The organism is Cupriavidus campinensis (assembly GCF_905397395.1).
Lineage (GTDB): Bacteria > Pseudomonadota > Gammaproteobacteria > Burkholderiales > Burkholderiaceae > Cupriavidus > Cupriavidus campinensis.
In genome coordinates, this window is record NZ_CAJPVH010000052.1 from 1 (window position 1) to 23,555 (window position 23,555).

Annotated in this window: 20 protein-coding genes and 1 pseudogene; 15 read left to right on the forward strand and 6 right to left on the reverse strand. The window is 68.2% G+C overall.

The window, feature by feature from the left end; translation table 11 throughout:
* From KHO18_RS28530 to KHO18_RS22345, 3 genes and pseudogenes are all read left to right on the forward strand, one after another.
* Window positions 1–118 (forward strand): annotated as a pseudogene (locus KHO18_RS28530) (ABC transporter ATP-binding protein); the annotation flags it as partial.
* Between the two features lie 21 nt (window positions 119–139).
* Entirely contained in the window at window positions 140–1,027 is an 888-nt protein-coding gene (locus KHO18_RS22340) for a branched-chain amino acid ABC transporter permease (RefSeq protein WP_144203412.1), read from the forward strand.
* Complete coding sequence (locus KHO18_RS22345) at window positions 1,028–2,077, forward strand: branched-chain amino acid ABC transporter permease (protein ID WP_144203414.1); 1,050 nt, start codon at window positions 1,028–1,030, stop codon at window positions 2,075–2,077.
* Here KHO18_RS22345 and KHO18_RS22350 read toward each other — a convergent pair.
* From KHO18_RS22350 to KHO18_RS22360, 3 genes are read right to left on the reverse strand one after another with little or no spacing between them, the layout of a single operon-like run.
* Entirely contained in the window at window positions 2,054–2,689 is a 636-nt protein-coding gene (locus tag KHO18_RS22350; RefSeq protein WP_144203416.1) for a flavin reductase family protein, read from the reverse strand. The two genes, KHO18_RS22345 and KHO18_RS22350, sit on opposite strands and share 24 nt — an antisense overlap.
* 12 nt (window positions 2,690–2,701) lie before the next feature.
* On the reverse strand, window positions 2,702–3,496 hold the full coding sequence (locus KHO18_RS22355) for a GntR family transcriptional regulator (protein WP_377732684.1): 795 nt from the start codon (window positions 3,494–3,496) through the stop codon (window positions 2,702–2,704).
* 31 nt (window positions 3,497–3,527) lie between these two features.
* A complete protein-coding gene (locus KHO18_RS22360; RefSeq protein ID WP_222104650.1) occupies window positions 3,528–4,520 on the reverse strand; it encodes a polysaccharide deacetylase family protein in 993 nt (330 codons plus the stop codon).
* A gap of 253 nt (window positions 4,521–4,773) precedes the next feature.
* On the opposite strand from KHO18_RS22360, the gene KHO18_RS22365 reads away from it, so the two are divergent.
* The 8 genes from KHO18_RS22365 (at window position 4,774) to KHO18_RS22400 (ending at window position 14,757) form a co-directional block, all read left to right on the forward strand.
* On the forward strand, window positions 4,774–5,949 hold the full coding sequence (locus KHO18_RS22365; RefSeq protein WP_144203418.1) for an ABC transporter substrate-binding protein: 1,176 nt from the start codon (window positions 4,774–4,776) through the stop codon (window positions 5,947–5,949).
* Between the two features lie 76 nt (window positions 5,950–6,025).
* Window positions 6,026–6,904 carry a branched-chain amino acid ABC transporter permease gene (locus tag KHO18_RS22370; RefSeq protein ID WP_144203420.1) on the forward strand — a complete coding sequence of 293 codons (879 nt, stop codon included), beginning with the start codon at window positions 6,026–6,028 and terminating at the stop codon, window positions 6,902–6,904.
* Window positions 6,901–9,501 (forward strand): branched-chain amino acid ABC transporter ATP-binding protein/permease, encoded by a 2,601-nt coding sequence (locus KHO18_RS22375; protein WP_144203422.1) that lies wholly within the window; start codon window positions 6,901–6,903, stop codon window positions 9,499–9,501. Before KHO18_RS22370 ends, KHO18_RS22375 begins: the two co-directional genes overlap by 4 nt.
* Before the next feature lie 7 nt (window positions 9,502–9,508).
* Window positions 9,509–11,119, forward strand: a complete 1,611-nt coding sequence (locus KHO18_RS22380) for a gamma-glutamyltransferase family protein (RefSeq protein ID WP_244845003.1) — start codon at window positions 9,509–9,511, stop codon at window positions 11,117–11,119.
* A gap of 219 nt (window positions 11,120–11,338) precedes the next feature.
* Window positions 11,339–11,557 carry a hypothetical protein gene (locus KHO18_RS22385; protein WP_092301853.1) on the forward strand — a complete coding sequence of 73 codons (219 nt, stop codon included), beginning with the start codon at window positions 11,339–11,341 and terminating at the stop codon, window positions 11,555–11,557.
* 78 nt (window positions 11,558–11,635) lie between these two features.
* Window positions 11,636–13,093 (forward strand): MFS transporter, encoded by a 1,458-nt coding sequence (locus KHO18_RS22390; RefSeq protein WP_144203424.1) that lies wholly within the window; start codon window positions 11,636–11,638, stop codon window positions 13,091–13,093.
* 67 nt (window positions 13,094–13,160) lie between these two features.
* Window positions 13,161–13,457 (forward strand): helix-turn-helix domain-containing protein, encoded by a 297-nt coding sequence (locus tag KHO18_RS22395; protein WP_144203426.1) that lies wholly within the window; start codon window positions 13,161–13,163, stop codon window positions 13,455–13,457.
* The gene (locus KHO18_RS22400; protein WP_144203428.1) at window positions 13,450–14,757 is read left to right on the forward strand and encodes a type II toxin-antitoxin system HipA family toxin; all 1,308 of its coding nucleotides are present in this window, start codon (window positions 13,450–13,452) and stop codon (window positions 14,755–14,757) included. Before KHO18_RS22395 ends, KHO18_RS22400 begins: the two co-directional genes overlap by 8 nt.
* Before the next feature lie 40 nt (window positions 14,758–14,797).
* On the opposite strand, the gene KHO18_RS22405 is transcribed toward KHO18_RS22400, so the two are convergent.
* Both KHO18_RS22405 and KHO18_RS22410 read right to left on the reverse strand, forming a co-directional pair.
* A complete protein-coding gene (locus KHO18_RS22405; RefSeq protein ID WP_211943926.1) occupies window positions 14,798–16,279 on the reverse strand; it encodes a patatin-like phospholipase family protein in 1,482 nt (493 codons plus the stop codon).
* 14 nt (window positions 16,280–16,293) lie between these two features.
* Window positions 16,294–17,013 (reverse strand): SDR family NAD(P)-dependent oxidoreductase, encoded by a 720-nt coding sequence (locus KHO18_RS22410; RefSeq protein ID WP_144203432.1) that lies wholly within the window; start codon window positions 17,011–17,013, stop codon window positions 16,294–16,296.
* 213 nt (window positions 17,014–17,226) lie between these two features.
* On the opposite strand from KHO18_RS22410, the gene KHO18_RS22415 reads away from it, so the two are divergent.
* A complete protein-coding gene (locus KHO18_RS22415) occupies window positions 17,227–18,087 on the forward strand; it encodes an EamA family transporter (RefSeq protein ID WP_244845005.1) in 861 nt (286 codons plus the stop codon).
* A gap of 23 nt (window positions 18,088–18,110) precedes the next feature.
* Here KHO18_RS22415 and KHO18_RS22420 read toward each other — a convergent pair whose 3' ends face one another.
* Window positions 18,111–18,707, reverse strand: a complete 597-nt coding sequence (locus KHO18_RS22420) for a GNAT family N-acetyltransferase (protein ID WP_144203468.1) — start codon at window positions 18,705–18,707, stop codon at window positions 18,111–18,113.
* Between the two features lie 100 nt (window positions 18,708–18,807).
* Here KHO18_RS22420 and KHO18_RS22425 point away from each other — a divergent pair, with 100 nt between their 5' ends.
* From KHO18_RS22425 to nirB, 3 genes are all read left to right on the forward strand, one after another.
* Complete coding sequence (locus KHO18_RS22425) at window positions 18,808–19,287, forward strand: winged helix-turn-helix transcriptional regulator (RefSeq protein WP_211943927.1); 480 nt, start codon at window positions 18,808–18,810, stop codon at window positions 19,285–19,287.
* Between the two features lie 340 nt (window positions 19,288–19,627).
* Window positions 19,628–20,950: an MFS transporter gene (locus KHO18_RS22430; RefSeq protein ID WP_144203436.1), complete on the forward strand. Its 1,323-nt coding sequence runs from the start codon at window positions 19,628–19,630 to the stop codon at window positions 20,948–20,950.
* 36 nt (window positions 20,951–20,986) lie between these two features.
* Entirely contained in the window at window positions 20,987–23,548 is a 2,562-nt protein-coding gene (gene nirB, locus KHO18_RS22435) for a nitrite reductase large subunit NirB (RefSeq protein WP_144203438.1), read from the forward strand.
* Window positions 23,549–23,555: the final 7 nt, after the last annotated feature.

Genomic DNA, 23,555 nt, shown 5'->3' on the forward strand with positions numbered 1-23,555 from the left:
CGCCGCGCCGCTGGCCGACCGCTTCTACGTGATGGAGCACGGGCAGATCGTCGAGCGCTTCGCCGCCGCCGAGCTGCAGGCCAAGATGCCGGTGCTGAACGAACTGCTTGGCGTGTAGACATATAGGGAACCGCATTTCATGACTTTCGATATTGGGATTCCCCTGCCGGCGCTGATGTCCCAGCTGCTGCTGGGTCTGGTCAACGGCGCCTTCTACGCGATGCTGAGCCTTGGGCTGGCGGTGATCTTCGGCCTGCTCAACGTGATCAACTTCGCCCACGGCGCGCTGTTCATGCTCGGCGCCGTGCTCGCCTGGGCCGGCATGGAGTACGCCGGCCTCAACTACTGGGTCATGCTGGCGCTCTCGCCGCTGGTGGTGGCCGTGCTTGGCGTGGTCATCGAGAAGACCATGCTGCGCTGGATCTACAAGCTCGACCACATCTACGGCCTGCTGCTGACGCTGGGCATCACGCTGGTGATCGAGGGCGTGTTCCGCTCGATCTACGGCGTGTCCGGCCTGCCCTACTCGCCGCCGGACGCACTGCAAGGCGCCACCGACCTCGGTTTCATGATCCTGCCGAACTATCGCGGCTGGGTCGTGCTGGCCTCGCTGGTGGTGTGCTTTGCCACGTGGTTCGTGATCGAGAAGACCAAGCTCGGCGCCTACCTGCGCGCCGGCACCGAGAACCCGAAGATGGTGGAAGCGTTCGGCGTGAACGTGCCCCTGATGGTGACGCTGACCTACGGCTTCGGCGTGGCACTGGCGGCCTTCGCCGGCGTGCTGGCCGCGCCAGTGGTGCAGGTCTCACCGCTGATGGGGCAGAACCTGATCATCGTGGTGTTCGCGGTGGTGGTGATTGGCGGCATGGGTTCGATCATGGGCGCCATCCTCACCGGCCTGGGCCTCGGCGTGATCGAGGGCCTGACCAAGGTGTTCTATCCGGAAGCGTCCTCCACGGTCGTGTTCTTCATCATGGTGATCGTGCTGCTGCTGCGTCCCGCCGGTCTGTTCGGGAAGGAAAAATAAATGCTGGATTCGCAAAACCCCCGCGGCCGGGCCGCGCTTTACGGCATCGCGCTGCTCGTCGTGGCGCTGGCGCCGATGCTCGGCGCCTACCCGGTATTCGTGCTCAAGGTGCTGTGCTTTGCCCTGTTCGCCTGCGCCTTCAACCTGCTGATCGGCTACACCGGATTGCTGTCGTTCGGCCATGCGGCCTTCTTTGGCGGCGCCGGCTACGCGGCCGGTCACGCCATGAAGGTCTGGGGCCTGACACCTGAACTGGGCCTGCTGATCGGCACCGCCGGCGCGGCCATCACGGGCTGGGCGATGGGTGCGCTGGCCATCCGCCGCCAGGGCATCTACTTCTCGATGATCACGCTGGCGCTGGCGCAGATGCTGTACTTCTTCTGTCTGCAGGCACCGTTCACCGGTGGCGAGGACGGCATCCAGGGCATTCCGCGCGGCAACCTGTTCGGCCTGCTGCCGCTCGGCGATGACCTCGTGCTGTACTACGTGGTGCTCGCCATTGTGGTGGTGGCGTTCGCGCTGATCGTGCGGATCATCCATTCGCCGTTCGGCCAGATCCTCAAGGCCATCAAGGAGAACGAACCGCGCGCCGTGTCGCTCGGCTATGACGTCGATCGCTTCAAGCTGGCCGCCTTCGTGCTGTCGGCGGCGCTGTCCGGGCTGGCCGGCTCGTTGAAGGCGCTGGTGCTCGGCTTCGAGACGCTCACCGATGTGCACTGGTCGATGTCCGGCGCCGTGATCCTGATGACGCTGGTGGGCGGCCTCGGCACGCTGACGGGCCCCATCGTCGGCGCCCTGGTGGTGATCGCGCTGGAGAACAAGCTGGGCGACCTCGGCATGTTTCTCGCCAGATTCACCGGCCTGGACTGGTTCAATACGCTCGGCGAGTCGGTGACGATGGTGACCGGCGTGATCTTCGTGATCTGCGTGCTGACGTTCCGGCGCGGCATCGTCGGCGAGATCATCGCCAAGGCGGCGCAGTGGCAACAGCGCGTCCCGCGCCGCCGCGCCGGCCCCGCTCAGCCTTCACATCTCGTCGATCGCGGTTGAGGCCGTGACCACGCCGGCCTCTTTCTCCAGCGAGAAGCGGTCGCGCGTGGTCACGTAGAAGCTCGCGCCAAAGCGCCCCACGGGGAAGTAGTCCTGCAGGCGCACGCGCCAGCGTTCGGTGTCGATCAGCCCATCCCGGGCATGCAGCCGCAGCACGCGGCCGATGAAGATCTGGCGGCTCGCGGTTTCCAGCGTCTCCCACAGCGTGCATTCGAACGCGACGGGGGCCTCGGCAATGCGCGGTGCCGCCACCTGGGTGCACGGCGCGGCGGTGAGCCCCACCCGCGCCAGTTCGCTCACATCAGGCGGCAGCCGTTCGCCGCAGCGATGCATCTTCTCGGCCATGGCCTCGTCGCTGAGGTGCACCACGAACTCCTTCGTGCGCACGATATTGGCCGCCGTGTCCTTCAGCGCGCCGTCACCCAGGCGATTGACGCTGATCATCACGATCGGCGGCTCCTCGCCCAGCATGTTGAACATCGAGAACGGCGCGGCATTGGCCGTGCCGTCGGGGCCGAGCGTGGTCACCAGCGCGATGGGCCGGGGCACGATCAGACTCGCCATGAGCTTGTAGCGCTGGTATTCGGTAATGGCGTTGAAGTCGATTTCCATGAGGTGTTCCGGTCAGCCCTTGCTGGTCTTTGGCAATCCCAGCATCTGCGCCAGGCTCTTCTCGCCCTGCATGCGCGAGGTTTCGATCCGTTCCTCGAGTTCGCGCAGATGGGCTTCCATGCGCGCAACCGCGCCGGCGGCGTCGCGGGCCTCGATGCAGGCGACGATGGCCGCGTGCTCGTCGTGCTCGCACGGTGCATGTCCGGGCGGCTCATAGAGGCCCACGATCAGCGAGCAGCGCGACACCAGTTCGGTCAGGTAGCGTTGCAGCACCGGGTTGCGCGCCAGCGCCGCAATCCGCAGGTGAAAGCCGCTGGCCAGCCGCGCCCACGAGGGCTGGTCGAAGCGGTGCATGGCGTCATGCTCCTCGGCCAGCTGGCGGCGCAGGTCGCGCAGGTCGGCCTCGGTCACGCGCGTGACGGCGAGTTCCACCAGCACGCGCTCCATCGCCCGGCGGGCCTCGAAGATCTGGCTGGTTTCCTCGGGCGTGGGCTCGGCAATCACCGCGCCCTTGTTCGGCCGCAGCGCCACGATGCCATCGTGGGCCAGCTTCTCCAGCACCCGGCGCACCACGGCACGGCCCACGCCGAACAGCTGGCACAGCTCCGGCTCGGGCAGCTTGGTGCCCGGGGTCAGGCGATGGTTGAGCACGCCGTCGAAGATGGCCTGATAGATGCGCGTATCGGCATCCTCGGCGGTCTCCTCCCCGATGGGATCGACGGGCTTGGCGGTCTCTGAAGCGCGCTTGGTGGCGGCCTTGACGGCGGCCTTGGCGGCCGCAGGCTTCCTGGCAGCTTTGGTGGACATGACTTCGGTCAGGGAAACGATGGCCATGATATTAGCGTGAAGGGATCACAGCGGCAGGGGCCGCGGCGTCCGCGGCATCGACGGCGTCCATTGCGTCGCAGATCGCGCCCGGCGTGGTCAGCCAGACCTCGCCATGCGAGCGCCGCGCCGCGATATGCGCCAGCGCCCGGCGCAGGTGCCGCAGCCGGTACGGCTGGCCCACCAGGTAGGGATGCAGCGCAATGCCCATTACCAGCGGCTGCGGGTGTTGCGGATCGTTGGCCTGCGCCAGCATCTCGTCGAACTGGTCGATGATCATGTCGGCAAAGGCGGCGCCGTCAAGGTGGCGCGCGATGATCATCGGGATGTCGTTCAACTCCTGCGGATAGGGAATCGACCACAGCCGGCCGCCGCGCGTGGCCATGCGCACCGGGCGGTCATCGTGCGCCCAGTTCAGCGTGTAGCGATAGCCGGTCTCGGCCAGCAGGTCCGGCGTCACCATCGTCTCCGAGATCCACGGCGACAGCCAGCCGCCGGGCGCCCGCCCGCTATGTGCGGCGATGCGCTCCCGGCAGTGCACCAGCAGTGCCCGCTCGCCCGCCTCGTCGAACTCGCTCTGGCGATGGGCGTTGGTGTGGCCATGGCCGATCAGCTCGTCGCCGCGTGCCAGGCAGGCGTCCAGCACTTCGGGGCAATGGTCGTACAGCGCGGTGTTCAGCAGCACGCCGGCCGGCATCTCCAGCCGGTCGAACAGTTCCAGGCAGCGCCACACGCCCACCCGGTTGCCGTACTCGCGCCAGCTGTAGTTGAGCACGTCCGGCTGCGGCGAGACCGGCCCGAGGTTGGCGCCCAGCCCCTCGCCAAAGGCGAAGTGCTCGATATTGAAGCCGAGGTAGACCGCCAGCCGCGCGCCATTGGGCCAGCGGAACGGATCGGCGTCGGTAATCGGCCGGTACGGAAAGCGGCCATGGTCGCGCAGCGGGCCGAAGGTGGGAAGCCCGGCGGCGGCCTTTGTGGCCGCCAGCGGACTCGGGTTTTGCGTCATGGAGGGATGCCTCTCATCAAATGTGCCCCGCTTTGGCCCATCGCGCACCGGATTCGTGCGACATGAACCATGGCGGATCGTATGCAGTCAGGTTTGCAGATCGTTCGCAAAATGCGGGCCAGATCGTCTGCATCTTGACGGGTCAATCGCTCCAGGATCATTTTCGGTTTTGTCGACGGATTGGCACGGCTCTTGCGAGCCGGGTGGTTCGAAGCACCCATCCACCCTCGATCCGCCCATCCGGAGAACTGCCATGTTTCGTCCCCAACGCCGCGCCCTCCTCGCGACCGCCGCCGCTGCCTGCGTCATGACGGCGCTGCCCGCCCATGCCGCCGACACCATCAAGATTGGCCTGATCACGGCGTTGTCCGGCCAGTCGGCCCGCGCCGGCGAGTCGCTGACGCGCGGCATGACCGTCGCCATCGACGAGATCAATGCCAAGGGCGGCCTGCTGGGCGGCCGCAAGCTGGAACTGGTGCGCCGCGACGACGAGGGCAACCCGGCCAAGGGCGTGCTGGCCGCACGCGAGCTGATCTACAAGGAAAAGGTGGCCGTGCTGTTCGGCGGGCTCGACACGCCGGTGTCGATGGCCATCGTGCCGATCGCCAACCAGGAGAAGGTGCCGTTCATGGGCCCGTGGGCCGCCGGCACGCCGATCACGCGCAACGGCGCCAATCCGAACTTCGCCTTCCGCGTGTCCGCCGTGGACGAGGTGGTGGACAAGGCGATGCTCCAGTACGCCCAGAAGACCTTCAACGCCACCAAGCCCGGCCTGATCCTGGTGAACAACCCGTGGGGCGAGTCGAACGAAAAGGGCATCGTCGCCGCGATGGCCGCCAAGGGTGGCAAGCCGGTGGGCGTGGAGAAGTTCGAGGCCAATGACGTGGACGTGGTGCCCCAATTGGGCCGCCTGAAGGCCGCCGGCGCCGACGTGCTGCTGATGGTGGGCAACGTTGGCCCGTCCGCGCAGGTGGTGAAGTCGCTGGACCGTATGGGCTGGAAGGTGCCGGTGGTCTCCCACTGGGGCCCGGCCGGCGGCCGCTTCACCGAACTGGCTGGCCCGAACGCCAAGAACGTCCACTTCGTGCAGACGTACAGCTTCTTCGGCGCGCAGACCCCGGTCAGCACGCGCGTGGTGAGCGACCTCAAGGCCAAGTACAGCGACATCAAGGGCCCGGACGACATCACCCCGGCCGTGGGCGTTGCCAACGCCTACGACGCCACGCAGCTGGCCGCCCTGGCGATCGCCAAGGCCGGCAGCACCAAGGGCGATGCCATTCGCGAAGGCTTCTACAAGATCGACCGCTATGAAGGCCTGATCAAGACCTACGTGAAGCCGTTCTCGCCGACCACGCATGACGCCCTGAGCGAAAACGACTACGTCTGGGCGCAGTTCATCGACAACCGCATCGTGCCGGTGGCGAAGTAAGCCGTTAGCAGCAACCGATGGTTTGCTCCCCGCTCCCGCGCGGCTGCGGGGAGCAGAACGAATACAAGGATTCACCATGCTTTGGATCTCCGCCCTCATCAGCGGGCTCGGCCTGGGCAGCATGTATGGCCTGATGGCCCTGGGCTTCCACATCACCTACGCGGTGTCCGCCACCGTCAACTTCGCGCAGGGCAGTTCGATGATGCTGGGAGCAGTGCTGACGTACAGCTTCGCGCAGACACTCGGCTGGCCGATGCCGCTCGCCATCGTGCTGGCGCTCGGCCTGTGCGCACTCTACGGGCTGGCCGTGGAATTCCTGGCCGTGCGTCCGTTCGCGAGCCGGGGCTCCAACGCGTGGCTGATGGCCACCGTCGCGCTTGGCATCGTGCTCGATAACGTGGTGATGCTCGCCTTCGGCACCGAGCCGCGCAGCCTGCCCTCCCCGCTCGCGGCACAGTCCGTGCAGCTGGGCGATACCGGCGTCGGCGTCTATCCGCTGCAACTGGTGATTCCCGTGGTCGGCCTCGCGCTGGCGGCCGTGCTGCACTACGTGCTGCGCCGCTCACGCTGGGGCGTGGCGATGCTGGCCGTGGTGCAGAACCGCGACGCCGCGCGCCTGATGGGCATTCCCATCCGCCGCACCATCGCCGGCGCGTTCGCCATTTCCACGCTGCTGGCCGGCATTGCCGGCGTGCTGATCGCGCCGCTGTTCAACGTGCAGGCGGACATGGGCACCGTGTTCGGCCTGAAAGCCTTCGCCGTGGCCATTCTTGGCGGGCTCTCCAGTGCCTGGGGCGTGATGATTGCCGGGCTGATCTTCGGCGTGGCCGAGGCGCTCATCACCGCATCGCTGGGCTCCAGCTACACCCAGATCATCACGTTCGCGCTGGTGATCGCGCTGCTGGCCCTGCGGCCGGACGGCCTGTTCGGACGCGCGGAGGTACGCAAGGTATGAACGATTCGATGGTTTCCTCCAATCCGCCCGCTTCGCCCGCGCCGCTGGCCCGGCCGGCGCGCGCCGCCGCCCCGCTGCTCGGGCTGGGCACGCCGCTCCAGATCCTCGTCATGCTGGCCGTGCTGCTCGCCGCCGCCGGGCTTGTGCTGTCGCTCAACGGCTATTTCGTCTTCGTGATTGCCGGCGTGGCGATGCTGGCGATCTGCGGCGTGGGCCTGAACCTGCTGCTCGGGCTGACCGGGCAGGTGTCGTTCGGCCATGTCGGCTTCTATGCCATCGGCGCCTATACGGTCGCCATCCTGACCGGCCAGGCCGGCTGGAGCTTCTGGGCCGCGTGGCCGGTGGGCGCGCTGATCGCCGCGCTGCTGGGCGGCCTGCTGGCCCTGCCCGCGCTGCGCGTGAAGGGCCCCGGCCTGGCGATGGTCACCATCGCCTTCGGCTTTATCGTCGAACACGGCGCCGTGGAGTGGCGCGCGCTGACCGGCGGGCAGAACGGCCTGATGGGCATCGCGCAACCGTCGCTGCCCGGCGTGGAAGGCGGCGAACGCGCGCTGGCGCTGATCGCGCTGGCCGTGCTGGGCGTGGCGCTGGCCGCCTATGCCCGCATCGCGCGCGGCAGCTGGGGCGCGGCGATGCGTGCGGTGCGTGACAGCGAAACCGCCGCGGCGTCCATCGGCGTCAATCCGCTGGTGGTCAAGACCGTGGGCTTCGCGTTCTCCGCCGCCCTGGCGGGGCTGGCTGGCGGGCTGTTCGCGCCGTTGCAGGGCATGGTCACACCGGGAATGTTCTCGTTCCTGCAATCGATCCTGTTCGTGCTAGTGGTGATGATTGGCGGAGCGGGCACGGTAGCCGGCCCCGTGGCGGGCGCCGTGGTCGTCGGGCTGCTGCCCGAGCTGCTGTCCAGCCTCGAAAACCTGCGCCTGCTCTGCTTCGGCATGCTGTTGCTGGTGGTGCTCTGGGTGGCGCCCACGGGCATGGTGGGCGTGGTGACGGACCTGCTGCGCCGCCTGCGACCGGCCCGCGCTGCGGCCGCCCACGCGGCGGCGCATGGCGCGCAGTTGCCGGTGCGGCCGGCAGAAACGCGGCGCGGGCTGTCGGCGCTCGGCCTGTCGATGGTGTTCGGCGGCGTGCGCGCGGTCGATAACCTGTCCTTCGACCTGCCGCCAGGTCAGGTGACGAGCCTGATCGGCCCCAATGGCGCCGGCAAGTCCACCGTGCTGAACATGCTCTCCGGCTACTACCGGCCGCGCGAGGGCGGGCGCCAGCTTGGCACGGCGCCGCTGCCGGCGCGTGGCGCCTGCGACAGCGCGCGGCAAGGCATCGCCCGCACCTACCAGACCACGCAGCTGTTCGCCGGCATGAGCGCCACCGACAACGTAGCCATCGCACTGACAAAGGGCCGCCTCGGCACGCTGCTCGGCATCGCCGGCTTCACCGCGCCTGCCGTGCGCGAGGAAGCCCGCGCGCTGCTGGCCGCCTGCGGCTACACCGGCGACCCGGACGCCAGCGCCGCCGACCTGGCCCACGTGGACCGCCGCCTGGTGGAGATCGCCCGCGCGCTGGCCACGCGGCCCGCCGTGCTGCTGCTGGACGAACCTGCCGCCGGCCTCTCGCGCGAGGACAAAGCCACGCTGGGCCGCCTGCTGCGCAAGATCGCCGACAGCGGCGTGGCCGTGGGTCTGGTCGAGCACGACATGTCGCTCGTGATGGATGTCTCCGATGGCATCGTCGTGATCGATGCCGGCCAGCGCCTGGCCGTGGGCACGCCTGAGGCAATCCGCACCGATCCTGCCGTGCGCCGCGCCTATCTGGGCGACGCCGCCAACGCGCCGGCCCGCAAACCCTCGGCCAGCCAGCCGGTTGGCGGCGCGCCGCTGCCGGAGGTGCTCGGCGTGAGCGCGTTGCGCGCCGGCTATGGCGCCGCGCCGGTCCTGCACGATGTGGACCTGCAGGTGCGCGAAGGCGAGATGGTTGCGCTACTGGGCGCCAACGGCGCCGGCAAGTCCACGCTGATGCGCGCGCTGGCGGGCCTGCATCGCCCGGTGCAGGGCGGCATCACGTTCGACGGGACCGATCTCGCCCGGCTCGACGCCGCACGCATCGCCGCGATGGGCGTGGTACTCGTGCCGGAAGGCCGGCAGGTGTTCCCGGAGCTGTCCGTGCTCGACAACCTCCGCCTGGGCGCCTTCCCCTCCGGCCCGCTGCCGCGCGTGGAGATGATGCGCCGCGTGGAATCGATGTTCGCGCGCTTCCCGCGCCTGCGCGAGCGCCAGCACCAGCGCGCCGGCCTGCTCTCCGGCGGCGAGCAGCAGATGCTGGCCGTGGCGCGCGGGTTGATGTCCCAACCGACCGTACTGCTGCTGGACGAACCGTCCCTCGGCCTCGCGCCGAAGGTCATCGACGAGTTGTTCGCCTCGCTCGACACGCTGCGCGAGGCGTCCATCACCATCCTGCTGGTCGACCAGATGGCCGCGCTCGCGCTGTCGCTGGCGGACCGCGCCTATGTGCTGGAGGAAGGCCGCGTCGTGGCCAGCGGCCCGGCCGACGCACTCGCGCGCGACCCGGCGCTCGTGCAGGCCTATCTGGGAGGACATTGAACCTGCGATGACACCATCCCTCCACACTTCCGCCCTCGCCCCCAATCTCGCCCATTCCCGCGAGGGCATGGTCACCAGCCCGCACGCGCTCGCCAGCGAGGCGGGTCTCGAAATCCTGCGCGATGGCGGCACCGCCATCGAAGCCGCCATCGCGATCGGCGCCACGCTGGCCGTCACCTATCCGCACTTCACGGGGCTGGGCGGCGATGCCTTCTGGCTCATCAGCGACCGCGCGGGCAACGTGCGCACGCTATCCGGCATCGGCCAGGCCGCGCAGACGCTGCCAGCCTTCGGCGACGCCATTCCCACGCGCGGCCCGGGCGCCACGCTGACCACCGCCGCCACAGTCGATACCTGGGACCGCGCCTACGCCATCAGCCGCGACGTCTGGGGCGGCCGCCAGGACTGGTCCGCACTGTTCCGCCGCGCCATCGCCTACGCGCACGAGGGCTTCCCGGTCACACCCTCGCAACATTTCTGGCAGACCTTCCGGGCCGATGAACTGGGCGGCTGGCCCGGCTTCGCGCAGACCTTCATGCCCGACGGCGCGATTCCGGCCATCGGCACAACCCTGCGCCAGCCGGCGTTGGGCCGCAGCCTGGAACGCATCGCCAGCCATGGCGCGCGCGAGTTCTATGAAGGCGAGCTGGCCGAGCGCATCGTCGCCGGCCTGCGCGCCGTGGGCTCGCCGTTGCGCATGGCGGATCTGGCGGGCACTGCCGCGCGCGACGCGCTGCCGCTGCGCGTGCCCTATCGCGGCGGCGAGCTGCTGAGCCTGCCGCCGCCCACGCAGGGCGTGACCACGCTGCAGATCCTCGGCATCCTCGACCGCTTCGACCTCGCCGGCATCGCCGAAGGCAGCGCGGACTACTACCACCTGCTGGTGGAAGCCGTGAAGGAGGCGTTCATCGAGCGCAACCGCTACGTGGCCGACCCCGAGTTCGTCGACGTGCCGGCCGAGGCGATGCTCTCCCCCGCCCGCCTGGACGCCATGGCCGCCCGCATCGACCCGGCCCGCGCGCTCGACTGGCCGCACGTCTACCAGCACGGCGACACCGTCTTCCTGAGCGCGGTGGACCGCGAGGGCCGCTGCGTGAGCGTGCTCCAGACCGTGTATTTCGACTGGGGTAGCGGCGTGATGGCCGGCGATACCGGCATCCTGTGGCACAACCGGGGCGCGGCGTTCAGTGTCGATCCGACCCATCACAACGCGATTCAACCGGGCAAGCGCCCGTTCCATACGCTGAATCCGGGCATGTATCTCAAGGACGGAAAGCCGCGCCTGCTGTACGGCACGCAGGGCGCCGACGGTCAGCCGCAGACGCTGTCGGCGGTGCTCACCCGGCTGATCGACTACGGCATGGACCCGCTCACGGCGCTGGCACGGCCCCGCTTCCTGCTCGGCCGCACTTTCTCCGACGCCGGCGACAGCCTGAAGCTGGAAGCGGACGCCGGCACGGATGTAATCGCAGCCCTGGCACGCCGTGGCCATGAAGTCAGCGTCATTTCGCCGCAGAGCCCGCTCGCCGGACATCCGGGCGTCATCGCCATCGGCGAAGATGGCGCGCTGGCCGGCGCGCACGACCCGCGCAGCGACGGCGTGGCGATGGGGGTGTAACAGGGCACGGCGGGGACGTAGCGGTTTTGTATCGGCGAGGAACCCGCCCCGGCGGGCCTCGTCAAAGCAATGACTGTCGCCATGGCTGTCGGCTCGCGATCACGATGCGTTGCAGCGTGAATGCCAGGCCGCGATAGTCCACAATCCATCTCGGAGGCCGCCACTGCCACGCGGCCCCGCGTCCCCAGCAACCGCTCCCCTCTCGCCAAGGAGAACACCGTGCTGAGCCCACACGAACTGGCCACGCTGATGCTGATCGGCAACGGCCCCCATACCCGCTCCGATACGGCGGACGCACGCGAGATCGATCCCGTCGACCTCGATGCACTCGTCGCCCGCGAACTTGTCACCCTGCAAGCCGAACAAGGCCGACGGCCTTGCCCGCAAATCACTGCCCATGGCCGCTCGATGCTGAAAGCCGTCGGCCGGGAATGCTGAACCCTTCGCACTGACCGGACCGCTGACCGCTGGCGGCATCAATGGGATGCCGCCGGCTGATAGCCATCGGAGACCCTTATCGCCGGCTGGCAATCCGACATCCCCGCGCGCCTCGACCGCCTGCCCTGGTCCGCCTGGCACTGGCGCGTGGCCCTCGCCCTCGGCATTGCCTGGGTGCTCGACGGGCTGGAGGTCACCCTCGTCGGCTCCGTGGGCGCCGTGCTGGAGCGGCCCGACACGCTCGGGCTCTCCGCCTCGCAGGTCGGCTGGACGGGCTCCCTCTATATATTAGGGGCCGTCATCGGCGCGCTGGTTTTCGGCCGCATGGCCGACCGCCTGGGCCGCAAGCGGCTGTTCCTCGCCACGCTGTTCGTCTACATGACGGCCACGCTGCTGACGGCGTTCTCCCCCAATTTCGCGTTCTTCGCGCTGTGCCGCTTCCTGACCGGGCTCGGCATTGGCGGCGAATACGCGGCCATCAATTCCGCCATCGACGAACTGATCCCGGCGCGCGTGCGGGGGCGCGTCAACCTTGCCATCAACGGCAGCTTCTGGCTCGGTGCGGCGCTGGGTGCGGGGCTGAGCCTGGTGGTGCTCGATCCGCGCGTGCTCGGCCCGGTCTGGGGCTGGCGCGCCTGTTTCGCGCTGGGCGCGGTGCTGGCGGTGGCCATCGTCCTGATCCGGCGCCACGTACCCGAAAGCCCGCGCTGGCTGGCCACGCACGGCCACCGCGCGGAGGCGGAGCGGGTGATTGCCGGCATCGAGGCCGAGGTGGCCGCGCGCCACGGCCCGCTGCCGCCGGCAGACCCCGGTGCGCATGTGGCCTACGCGGGCCGGCCCGTGCCCACCGTGCGCGAGATCGTGGGGCTGCTGGTGCGGCGCTACCGCTCGCGCAGCGTGGTGACCCTGATGCTGATGGTGGCGCAGGCGTTCTTCTATAACGCCATCTTCTTCACCTACGCGCTGGTGCTCACGCGCTTCTACGGCGTGGCGGAGGAACGCGTGGCGCTCTATATCTTCCCGTTCGCCATCGGCAATGCGCTCGGCCCGCTGATCCTGGGGCCGCTGTTTGACCGCGTGGGCCGCCGCAAGATGATCGCGCTGACCTATGTGCTCTCTGGCATCGGCCTGGCCGCCACGGGCTGGGCGTTCATGGAGGGCTGGCTGGACGCGCGCGCGCAGGCGCTGTGCTGGTCGGCGGTGTTCTTCCTGGCCTCGGCGGCGGCCAGCTCGGCCTACCTGACCGCGAGCGAGGTCTTTCCGCTGGAGATGCGCGCGCTGGCCATCTCCGTGTTCTACGCGGTGGGCACCGGCACGGGCGGCTTTATTGCCCCGGTGCTGTTCGGCATGCTGATCGAAACCGGCAGCCGGGGGGCGGTGGCTGTGGGCTACGCCATTGGCGCGGCGCTGGTGATCGTGGCTGGGCTGCTGGCGCTGCGGTTCGGGGTGGATGCGGAACGTCGGCCGCTGGAGCACATTGCCCCGCCGCTGGGCTCGGACGCCGATATTATGTCAATCCATAATAAAGACAGATAAATTATGAAATAGCATAATTTTTTGGCGGCTGCTATGCTATGGCATAACATCACCTTCGGTTCGAACCATGTCCTCCTTCGCCGCCCAGTTGGGCCCGCTTCGCAAGGCGCGCGGCCTCTCGCTCGGCGCTGTTGGCCGTCTGATCGGCATGGCGGCGCCCAACCTGTCGGTGGCCCTGAGCGGCAAGCAGGATGTGCGCGGATCGACACTTGAGGCCATCGCCACCGCCCTCGACGCCGAATGGGTGCTCGTACCGCGCGAGCATCTGGCCGAAGTCCAGCGCACCGTGAGCGGCAAGGCCACCGGCCCCGACCGCGCCGCGCCCACCTCGGTAGACCTGCTGCTCGGAGAATCCGATGCCTGACGGCCTGCGCCCCCGCTATCTCACCGTCCACCTCCACAACGTGCTGTGCGGCTACCTTTGCGAAGCCGGGCGCACCACGCGCTTTGTGCCGGGCGAAGCCTTCCGCGGCGATGCCGGACGGCCAACGCTGAGCCTCTCCCTGACGATTCCGGGCAACGAGGCGCTCACCGCCACGATCCTCGCCAACCCTTTCCATCCGGCGCTCTACAACACCCATGGCGAGCTGCCGCCCTACTTTGCCGGCCTGCTGCCCGAGGGCGAACTGCGCCGGCGGCTGGAAGCCACGCGCCACCATCCGGACGACCGCGACGATTTCGGCGTGCTGGCCGCAGCCGGCGAAGACCTGCCGGGCGCGCTGATCGTCCGCCCGGCGGACATCGACGCCCTGCCTGAAACCGTGCGCACCGTGGGCGTGACCGGCGGCGCGGACAACCTGGAAATCGCCGTGGTGGAAGGCGCCACCGAGGGCGCGGCATCGGTGTCGGGCGTGCAGAACAAGCTCGCGCTGTCCACCGCGCACGCCGGCAAGCGTTACACCATGCCCACCCACGGGCGGCTGTCGGACCTGATCGCCAAGCTGCCGGCCCGCAACGACGACAGCCAGATCTTTAACGAATATGTGTCGATGCAGCTCGCGCAGGCGGCCGGCGTGGCCGTGGCGCCGTGCAAGCCGCAGCCACTGGCGACCATCGACGTACCCGGGCTGGCCGAGGCGCTCGGCGCCGACCTGCACTTCCTGGCCGTGGACCGCTTCGACCGCGAACCCGGTGGCCGCGTGCATGCGGAAGACGGCTGCCAGGTGCTGACGCGCATGCCATCGCGCAAATACGCCGGCAACGACGCCTACGTGGCCATCGTCCGGCTGCTGGAGCGGCTCAGCGTGCGCGGCATCGAGGACGTGCGGCAGTTCTTCATGCGGCAGGCCGTGAACACGCTGATCGGCAACAGTGACGCCCATCTCAAGAACTTCTCTTTTCTGTATCGGAACGGGACCATGCCCGAGCTGTCGCCCGCCTATGACATCGTCAGCGTGGCGGCGCTGTCCGGCTTTGCGGCGTTTGGCCAGAACGTGGCCATCGACGGCCTGCAACGCAAGCAAACCCTGGAGACCTACCGCGATTTCGCCCGCGAGGCGAAGATCGCCGAGCGCATCGCCCTGGCGGCCGTGAAAGACGCCGTCACGCTGGCCCGCGAGCGCTGGCCGGCCTTGCTCGACACCCTGCCCACCCCGCCAGCCATGCGGACCGTGGTGCTGGAGCGGCTGGAGACATTGCCGCTGGCGCGGCTGGCGCGGCGCTGAGGGGGCGGGGGGCTTCCCCGGAATCGACCCTTATCGACCCCTATCGCGCCGTGGCCGCTGCGGTGTCGGCCTTTTGCGGATCGGTCACGATGGTCGCGCCGGCGTCTTTCAGCAGCCGCTGGAAATCCGGCGAGGTCATGATGATCTTCCCGGCGGCAGCCCGCAGGCGGTCAACCGCCTCGGGTGGCAGGGAAAACGACGTGGGGAGTTCATTGAGGTAGGCCAGCTCATCCCGGTCTTCCAGCCGGGCGAACGACACGTCGATGGCGTAGATCGTCGCGTCTGGCGTGCGGAGCGCGCTGGCAACCGCCGCATCCTTGTTCGCAGCGAACGCCGCCGAGCGGCGGACCTCGCCCATGGACCGCCAGCGCGCCTGACTGTCCTTCAGGAGTTCGGTCGCCTCATAGGAATAGTGGTCGATCGGCACGCCGGCGGCTTTCACCAGGATTTCGATCATGCCCGGCGGCGATTCAGACTTGTCCCATTCCGTTTTGGGAACGGAAAGCGAATTCACGACAAAGACGGCGATATGGCGCACCTGATCGAGCGGCGTCTGAAGGCCGACCAGGTGCAGCGCTTCCATCAGTTCCAGGGTGTCCAGCACGCTGCGCATGCCGAGGTTGTCGGAAACGCCGCCATCCACGACGTGGAGGTAGGGCCGGTTGATGCTGTCGCCAAACTCCGCCTCTTCCCTGATATGGCGAGTGGCGCGCGCGGCGGGCCGGGGCGGCTCGCTGTCCTCGATAAACGGCTGGATCCAGTCCGGCGCCTTGTAGTTGCAGCGACCGCCGTAGTTGTTCAGCGTGATTGGCGTGAGCACCACTGGCACGGCGGAAGAGGCCGCCGCCGCCCGTGACAGCCGCACGGCATTGAGGTCCGAACACAGCACATCGAACGTGGCCTGCGTAAAGGGCAGGCGTGCGCCCGTGGTGATATCGGTGGCCGAAGCCACGATAAAGGGGCCCTGCCCCCTGTTGAGGTCACCGAACGTCGCCCCGTGAAAGAGGATTTCGTCGTACAGATCCGCCGCAAGTTCCGAGCGCCCCCATCCGCCCGACCACAGGGACGGCCAGTAGGCCGGATTGAAGGTCCGGCGCGTGATCGTGCCTTGTACATCGCGCTTGAGGAACGTCTGCTCGTAGTCGTCGAACAGCCTTTCGCCGTAGAGCCCATAGGCCAGCGCCGTAAAGCTGCCGCCCGACACCCCGGTCACCACGCTCACATGGTCGAGCAGGCGGGACTTGCCCCGTGGCCCGACGACTTCGGTGTTGCGCAGGAACTCGAGGACGCCGTACGAGAAGGCCGCCGCACGGGTACCCCCGCCCGAAAAGGCCAGGATGACGAGGTTTTCCCTGCTGGCGGCAAACTGGGGGCGCGTGAAGAAGCGATAGCCGGCGTTCTGGTCTGCCTGGGCAATCGGCGGGTTGACCGGCCGGCTCGCACAACCGCCCAGCAGGAGGGTCAGGCCGGGCAGGAGCCAGAACGCAAGTGCCAGCCATACGGAGGTCGCGGAGGTGGCCATGGGGGTTGTCATCCCTAGCTGAGCCCATCCAGCACCAGATGCTGCCCGTGGATCGCTTGCGCACCCTCGGACGCCAGGAACGCCACCGCGCGCGCTGCCGCGCCGGTGGACACCCAGTGCGTGTGCTCCGCAGCCGGCATGGCGTTGCGGTTGGCCGGCGTGTCCAGAATGCCCGGGGCGATGCTGTTGACGTTGATGCCTGCCGCGCGCACCTCGCGGGAGAGGCTTTCCACCAGCCGCTGCAGGGCGCTCTTGGACGCGCTGTAGGCGCCCATCGTGGCCGCGCCGGCCGTGGCGCCGCGCGCGGAGACGGCCACGACCTTGCCGCTGCGCTGGAACATCATCGCCGGAATGAAATGCCCGGTCACGGCGACGAAGGACCACGCGTTCAGGTCCATCATCCGCAGCCAGGATTCCCGGCTCAACGCGTGGGTGGGCTCGCCCATCTCGAAGCCGCCGGCCACGTGGACCAGCACGTCGACCGCGCCGAAGGCATCGAGGATAGCCGCCGCCACCGGCGCCATGGCCGTGTCGGACGTGACGTCGGCCGCATGGAGCAGCATGCCGCCCTGGTCGGGCTCCGGATGGGCGAACACGGTCTGCAGGTGTTGCAGGTCACGGTCGATCAGGGCCAGCCGGGCGCCCTCGGCGGCGAAACGGCTGGCCACGGCGCGGCCCAGCGCCCCGGCGGCGCCAGTAATCACGACATGACGGGGAGGTGCGGTCGCATCCATCGATGGCTCCATGAAAGTTGCCCTTCCACCATAGAACCCGCGCGGCTGGACCGCCAAATGTTGCCGCGCGCCAAACTGTACAGCGCAGGCCGCGCCCATCTGTGCATGGCGGGCCACAGCCGGCTCGGGCATCATGCGGCTCCGGCCATGCCGGCGGGCGCCGCAGGTTGCCACTGGCGCGGCGCCCCGCACCACACCGTTCCAGGACCCGAATTGCCGCTTACCCGCCTCAAACAAAGTCAGACACTGCTGGCCGTGCTGGCTCTCATCGCCTCCATGGCCTCGCTTTGCGTGGGTACGTCGTTCGCCAAGAGCCTGTTCGGCGTCCTGGGCGCCCAGGGCACCACGGCGTTGCGGGTGGGGTTCTCGGCGCTGATCCTGCTCTGCGTCTGGCGGCCGTGGCGCTTTCCGCTCACGCGCGCCAATGCCCGCGCCATCGCGCTGTACGGCGCCGCGCTGGGCGCCACGAACCTGCTGTTCTATATGTCCCTGCGCACGGTGCCGCTGGGGCTGGCCATCGCCATCGAGTTCACCGGGCCGCTGACCGTGGCGGTGCTGTCCTCGCGCCGGGCCATCGATTTTCTCTGGATTGGCTGCGCCGTGACCGGCCTGCTGTTGCTGCTGCCGCTGGGGGCGTCCACGGCCCATCTGGACCCGGTGGGCATCGGCTATGCGCTCGCGGCCGGGGTGGGCTGGGCACTCTATATCGTGTTCGGGCAGATGGCGGGCAATGCGCATGGCGGCCAGGCCACGTCGCTGGGGCTGACCATGGCCGCGCTGGTGACGCTGCCGTTCGGGCTGGCCCATGCGGGGACGACGATGTTCAGCCCGTCGCTGCTGCTGGCCGGGCTGGCGGTGGGGCTGCTGTCGAGCGCGATTCCCTATTCGCTGGAGATGGTGGCGCTGAAACGCCTGCCGCGCCGCACCTTCGGCATCCTGCTCAGCATGGAGCCGGCCATGGGTGCGCTGGCCGGGCTGGCGTTCCTCCATGAGCAGCTCACGCCGATCCAGTGGGTGGCGATTGCCGCCATCATCGTGGCGTCGATCGGCTGTACGGCGACGTCCCGGCGCTAGGCGCCGATCTTAGTTGACCTGACTTAGTTAGCGGCGAACCAGTCGCGCGGGAGCCATTCGGCGGAGGGAGCGGAGGGGGCCGGGGCCTTACGGGGTTCGGCCAGCGTCAGGCTCACTTCGTGGAGCAGGCTGTCCTCGGGGTTGCGCCGCGTGGCGAAGCCACAATCGCGCATGATGGCCAGCATGCGGCGGTTTTCGCTGAGCACGTCGCCACGCATGCCGCGCAGGCTGGCGGCGCGGGCCAGTTGCTGGAGCCGCTGGATCAGGCGCCGGCCCAGGCCCTGGCCCTGCCAGTTGTCCGCCACCACCACGGCCAGTTCGGCCAGCCCCTCGTCGTTCACCACGTATTCGGCATTGGCGACGATGACCTCGCCAAAGGTGACCACCAGCGCCACATCGCGGTCCTGGCGACGGCTCACAAACCGAGCAAGCGTCTCGTTGGCCACCGGGCCACCGGTCAGGAAGCGGAAATAACGGCTTTCGCGCGACAGGCCATCCACAAAGGCTCGCAGGCGCCCGTGATCGGACACCCGGGCGGCGCGCAATGTCACCTGCGCACCGCCCCGCACGGTCCAGCTTTCTTCACTGATGGCCGCTTGCGCGTCGCGCTGCTCGTTCATCCACTTCATGACGCGCTCCTGACTACGTTTTATGTAGCCAGGAGTATAGGCGATACCCTGACTTTTGCAAACGTAGTTAGGGTGCTATGCTGGATTCACCATGACCGAACCCACCCAAGTCACCCTTCCGCCATGCTCCATCGCCGCCACGCTTTCCTTGATCGGGGAAAAGTGGACGATGCTTATCTTGCGCGATGTGTTTTCCGGGGTGCGGCGATTCGACGATTTCCTCCAGCGCCTGCAGTGCTCGCCCGCGGTGCTGTCCGCACGGCTCAAGACACTGACCGAAGCCGGCCTGCTGCGCCGGGTCAGCTATAAGGAACCGGGCGAGCGCGAACGCTTCCAGTACCACCCGACGCGCGCCGCCGTCGATTTGCTGCCGGTGCTGGTCGGCCTGATGCAATGGGGCGACGATCACCTCGCGCCCAGTGGCCAGGGTCCGGCGGAAGTACGCTCAAAAACCTCCGGGCTCAGGGTGCGCGCCGCCTTGGTCGACGAATCCGGCGCCCAGGTCCTGCCAAAGGACATGCAGTTGCTGTCCGCCTACAACGTCAAGTCAGACGGCAGCAACGAAGGCTGACCGGCTCCCCCCTCCCGGGTGCGCCCTCCCCGCGCGCACCGTGCGGAATCATTGCACTGCACCATCCCCGTGCCCACGCCCCATGCTGGCGCCGCACCATGATGCATAAACGTGCATTACACGCCGCTTTTCGTCCGAAAACCGGCTTTCCACGCGCCTGATACGCCCCACCACCGGCTGGCACACCGCTTGCGATACAGAGCACGGGCCGGTCAACGGCGACCTGCCCACCCCACATCAAACGCTGGCTATCTCATGTAGCCACGCGTCAGGACAACGGCGTCCCCAGAACTGGCCTTTGCCAGCCTCTCGGGACGCCTTTTGTTTTTGGAGCACAAGCATGAACGGTAAAGCCACCCGGATCGACCTGCTGAGTCTCAAGACCCCGCAGATGCGCGCCTTCCACCTGACCTGGATGGCGTTCTTTGTCTGCTTCTTCGCGTGGTTTGCCTGCGCGCCGCTGATGCCGGTGCTCAAGGGCGAGTTCGGCCTCACGCCGGGCCAGATCGCCAATATCAATATCGCCGCCGTGGCGGTGACCATCATCGTCCGCCTGATCATCGGCCCGATGTGCGACCGCTTCGGCCCGCGCAAGACCTACACCGGCCTGCTGGCCATTGGCGCGCTGCCCGTGCTCGGCGTAGCGCTGGCGCAGAACTACGAGACCTTCCTGTTCTTCCGCCTGCTGATTGGCGCGGTGGGCGCGAGCTTCGTCATCACGCAGTACCACACCTCGGTGATGTTCGCGCCGAACGTGGTGGGCACGGCCAACGCGGCGTCGGCCGGCTGGGGCAATGCCGGCGGCGGCGCGGCGCAGGCGGCCATGCCGCTGCTGCTGGGCGCGATCCTGATGATTGGCGTGGACCACACGCTCGGCTGGCGCCTGGCGCTGGTGGTGCCCGGCGTGCTGATGCTGATCATGGCCGTCGTGTACTGGAAGTTCACGCAGGACTGCCCGGAAGGCAACTACTCGGACCTGCGCGCACGCGGCGTGGCCGTCAGCGGCGCTAAAGGTGGAAAAGGCGGCGGCGGCTGGGCCAGCTTCAAGGCGGCCAGCGCCAACTACCGCGTCTGGCTGCTGTTCATCACCTACGGCGCCTGCTTCGGCGTGGAGATCTTCATCCACAACGTGGCCGCCACCTTCTACGTGGACCACTTCGGCCTGTCGCTGTCGGCTGCCGGCATGGCTGCGGCGAGCTTCGGCCTGCTGGCGCTGTTTGCCCGGGCGCTGGGCGGCTATGTGTCGGACCGCTTCGCCCGCCGCCGTGGCCTGGACGCCCGCTCGATGGTGCTGTTCGTCTTCATCCTCGGCGAAGGGCTGGGCCTGCTGTGGTTCGCGCAGGCGTCCAGCGTCACGCTGGCCGTGGTGGCCATGCTGATCTTCGGCCTGTTCACCCACATGGCCTGCGGTGCCACCTACGCGCTGGTGCCGTTCATCGACCGCAAGGCGCTGGGCGGCGTGGCCGGCATCATCGGCGCCGGCGGCAACGTGGGCGCGGTAGCGGCCGGCTTCCTGATGAAGGGCCTGGGCGACCTGCAACAGACCCTGACCTACCTCGGCGTGGCCGCCACGATCGCCGCGCTGTGCGCCATCGCCGTGCGCTTCAGCGCCGAGCACAAGGCCCAGGAGCAGGCCCTGTACGACAGCGCGCTGGCCAACTGAATTCGCATACGAAGAACCCCGGACAAGGAAAGCATCATGAAAATCATCATCGTCGGGCACGGCATGGTCGGCCACAAGTTCCTGGAATGCCTGGCAGACGCCGGCGCGCAGGACCTCGAAGTGACGGTGCTGTGCGAGGAGCCGCGCCCCGCGTACGACCGCGTCCACCTCTCCGAATTCTTCGCGGGCAAGTCCGCGGAAGACCTCTCGCTGGTGCCGGCCGGCTTCTTCGAGCAGCACAACAACATGCTGCTGCGCCTGAACGCCAGAGCCACGGCCATCGACACCGCCGCGAAGACCGTCACCACCTCCACCGGCGAGACGCTGGCCTACGACAAGCTGGTGCTGGCCACCGGCTCCTACCCCTTCGTGCCGCCGCTGCCGGGCAAGGACCGCAAGGACACCTTCGTCTATCGCACCATCGAAGACCTGGAAGCGATGCGCGAATGCGGCAACCGGGCGAAAACCGGCGTGGTCATCGGCGGCGGCCTGCTCGGGCTGGAATGCGCCAAGGCGCTGCGCGACATGGGCCTGGAGACCCACGTGGTGGAGTTCGCCCCGCGCCTGATGGCCGTGCAGGTGGACGAAGGCGGCGGCCGCATGCTGCGCCAGAAGATCGAGGCGCTGGGCGTCAAGGCGCACACCGGCAAGAACACCAAGGAAATCGTCGATGGCGTGGAAGGCACCCATCGCATGAACTTTGCCGACGGCACGCACCTGGACACCGACATGATCGTGTTCTCGGCTGGCATCCGCCCGCGTGACGAACTGGCGCGCGAGAGCGGCCTGGCCGTGGGCGAGCGCGGCGGCATCGCCGTGGACAACAACTGCCTGACCTCCGACCCGCACGTCTACGCGATTGGCGAGTGCGCGCTGTGGCAGGGCAAGATCTACGGCCTGGTGGCCCCCGGCTATGACATGGCCCGCGTGGCCGCCCGCCACCTGCGCGGCGAAGCTGCCGAATTCGGCGGCGCCGACATGAGCACCAAGCTCAAGCTGATGGGCGTGGACGTGGCCAGCATCGGCGACCCGCACGGCAACGTGCCGGGCAGCCGCTCGTACCAGTTCACCGACGAGCGCAAGCAGATCTACAAGAAGCTGGTGGTGTCCGACTGCGGCAAGTACCTGCTCGGCGGCGTGCTGGTGGGCGATGCCGAAGAATACGGCACCCTGCTCCAGATGATGCTGAACCGCATCGAGCTGCCCGAGTCGCCCGAATTCCTGATCCTGCCGTCCTCGGATGGCAAGGCCAAGCCGGCGCTGGGCGCCGACGCGCTGCCGGACACCGCCCAGATCTGCTCGTGCAACAACGTCAGCAAGGGCCAGATCTGCGCCGCCGTGGGCGATGGCGCCACCAGCATCGGCGCGCTGAAGACCTGCACCAAGGCCGGCACGGCGTGCGGAGGCTGCGTGCCGCTGGTCACGCAGATCATGAAGGCCGAGATGAAGAAGCAGGGCATGGCCGTCAACAACCATGTCTGCGAGCACTTCCCATACTCGCGCCAGGAGCTGTACCACCTGGTGCGCGTGGGCAAGTTCAAGTCCTTCGAGGACCTGCTGGCTGCGCACGGCAAGGGCCTGGGCTGCGATATCTGCAAGCCCACCGTCGGCAACATCCTGGCCTCGTGCTGGAACGACTTCGTGCTCAAGGAAGAGCACGCCAGCCTGCAGGACTCCAACGACTACTTCCTGGCCAACATCCAGAAGGACGGCACCTATTCCGTGGTGCCGCGCATGCCGGGCGGCGAAGTGACGCCCGACGGCCTGATCGCCGTGGGCCAGGTGGCCAAGAAGTACGGCCTCTACACCAAGATCACCGGCGGCGCGCGGGTGGACATGTTCGGCGCGCGGCTGGAAGAGCTGCCGATGATCTGGGAGGAACTGATCGCGGCCGGCTTCGAGTCGGGCCATGCGTACGGCAAGTCGCTGCGCACGGTGAAATCCTGCGTGGGTTCCACGTGGTGCCGCTATGGCGTGGATGACTCCGTGGGCCTCGCCATCGAGATCGAGAACCGCTACAAGGGCCTGCGCGCGCCGCACAAGATCAAGTTTGGCGTGTCCGGCTGCACCCGCGAATGCGCCGAGGCGCAGGGCAAGGACGTGGGCATCATCGCCACGGAACGCGGCTGGAACCTCTACGTCTGCGGCAACGGCGGCATGAAGCCCCGGCACGCCGAACTGCTGGCCGGCGACCTGGACCACGACACGCTGATCCGCTACATCGACCGCTTCCTGATGTTCTACATCCGCACGGCAGACCGCCTGCAACGCACCAGCACCTGGCGCGACAACCTGGAAGGCGGGCTGGACTACCTGAAATCGGTGGTGATCGACGACAAGCTGGGCGTGGGCGCCGAACTCGAAGCCGAGATGCAGCACGTAGTGGATACCTACGAGGACGAGTGGAAGAAGGCCGTGACGGACCCCGAGACCCGCAAGCGCTTCCGCCACTTCGTCAACAGCGACCTGCGCGACGACAACCTCGTCTTCCTGGAGGAGCGCGGCCAGATCCGCCCGGCCACGCCCGAGGAACGGAACTTGCAGCGCTCCCGCCTGAGCCACATCCCCGTGGTTGCCGTGCCCGCAAAAGCAGCCTGATAAAAGG

Bases quoted from the DNA above. Each gene is read 5' to 3' on its own strand.
- KHO18_RS22340 (WP_144203412.1), top strand. From the start codon at position 140: ATGACTTTCGATATTGGGATTCCCCTGCCGGCGCTGATGTCCCAGCTG.
- KHO18_RS22345 (WP_144203414.1), top strand. From the start codon at position 1,028: ATGCTGGATTCGCAAAACCCCCGCGGCCGGGCCGCGCTTTACGGCATC.
- KHO18_RS22350 (WP_144203416.1), bottom strand. From the start codon at position 2,689: ATGGAAATCGACTTCAACGCCATTACCGAATACCAGCGCTACAAGCTC.
- KHO18_RS22355 (WP_377732684.1), bottom strand. From the start codon at position 3,496: ATGTCCACCAAAGCTGCCAGGAAGCCTGCGGCCGCCAAGGCCGCCGTC.
- KHO18_RS22360 (WP_222104650.1), bottom strand. From the start codon at position 4,520: ATGACGCAAAACCCGAGTCCGCTGGCGGCCACAAAGGCCGCCGCCGGG.
- KHO18_RS22365 (WP_144203418.1), top strand. From the start codon at position 4,774: ATGTTTCGTCCCCAACGCCGCGCCCTCCTCGCGACCGCCGCCGCTGCC.
- KHO18_RS22370 (WP_144203420.1), top strand. From the start codon at position 6,026: ATGCTTTGGATCTCCGCCCTCATCAGCGGGCTCGGCCTGGGCAGCATG.
- KHO18_RS22375 (WP_144203422.1), top strand. From the start codon at position 6,901: ATGAACGATTCGATGGTTTCCTCCAATCCGCCCGCTTCGCCCGCGCCG.
- KHO18_RS22380 (WP_244845003.1), top strand. From the start codon at position 9,509: ATGACACCATCCCTCCACACTTCCGCCCTCGCCCCCAATCTCGCCCAT.
- KHO18_RS22395 (WP_144203426.1), top strand. From the start codon at position 13,161: ATGTCCTCCTTCGCCGCCCAGTTGGGCCCGCTTCGCAAGGCGCGCGGC.
- KHO18_RS22400 (WP_144203428.1), top strand. From the start codon at position 13,450: ATGCCTGACGGCCTGCGCCCCCGCTATCTCACCGTCCACCTCCACAAC.
- KHO18_RS22405 (WP_211943926.1), bottom strand. From the start codon at position 16,279: ATGGCCACCTCCGCGACCTCCGTATGGCTGGCACTTGCGTTCTGGCTC.
- KHO18_RS22410 (WP_144203432.1), bottom strand. From the start codon at position 17,013: ATGGATGCGACCGCACCTCCCCGTCATGTCGTGATTACTGGCGCCGCC.
- KHO18_RS22420 (WP_144203468.1), bottom strand. From the start codon at position 18,707: ATGAACGAGCAGCGCGACGCGCAAGCGGCCATCAGTGAAGAAAGCTGG.
- KHO18_RS22425 (WP_211943927.1), top strand. From the start codon at position 18,808: ATGACCGAACCCACCCAAGTCACCCTTCCGCCATGCTCCATCGCCGCC.
- KHO18_RS22430 (WP_144203436.1), top strand. From the start codon at position 19,628: ATGAACGGTAAAGCCACCCGGATCGACCTGCTGAGTCTCAAGACCCCG.
- nirB (WP_144203438.1), top strand. From the start codon at position 20,987: ATGAAAATCATCATCGTCGGGCACGGCATGGTCGGCCACAAGTTCCTG.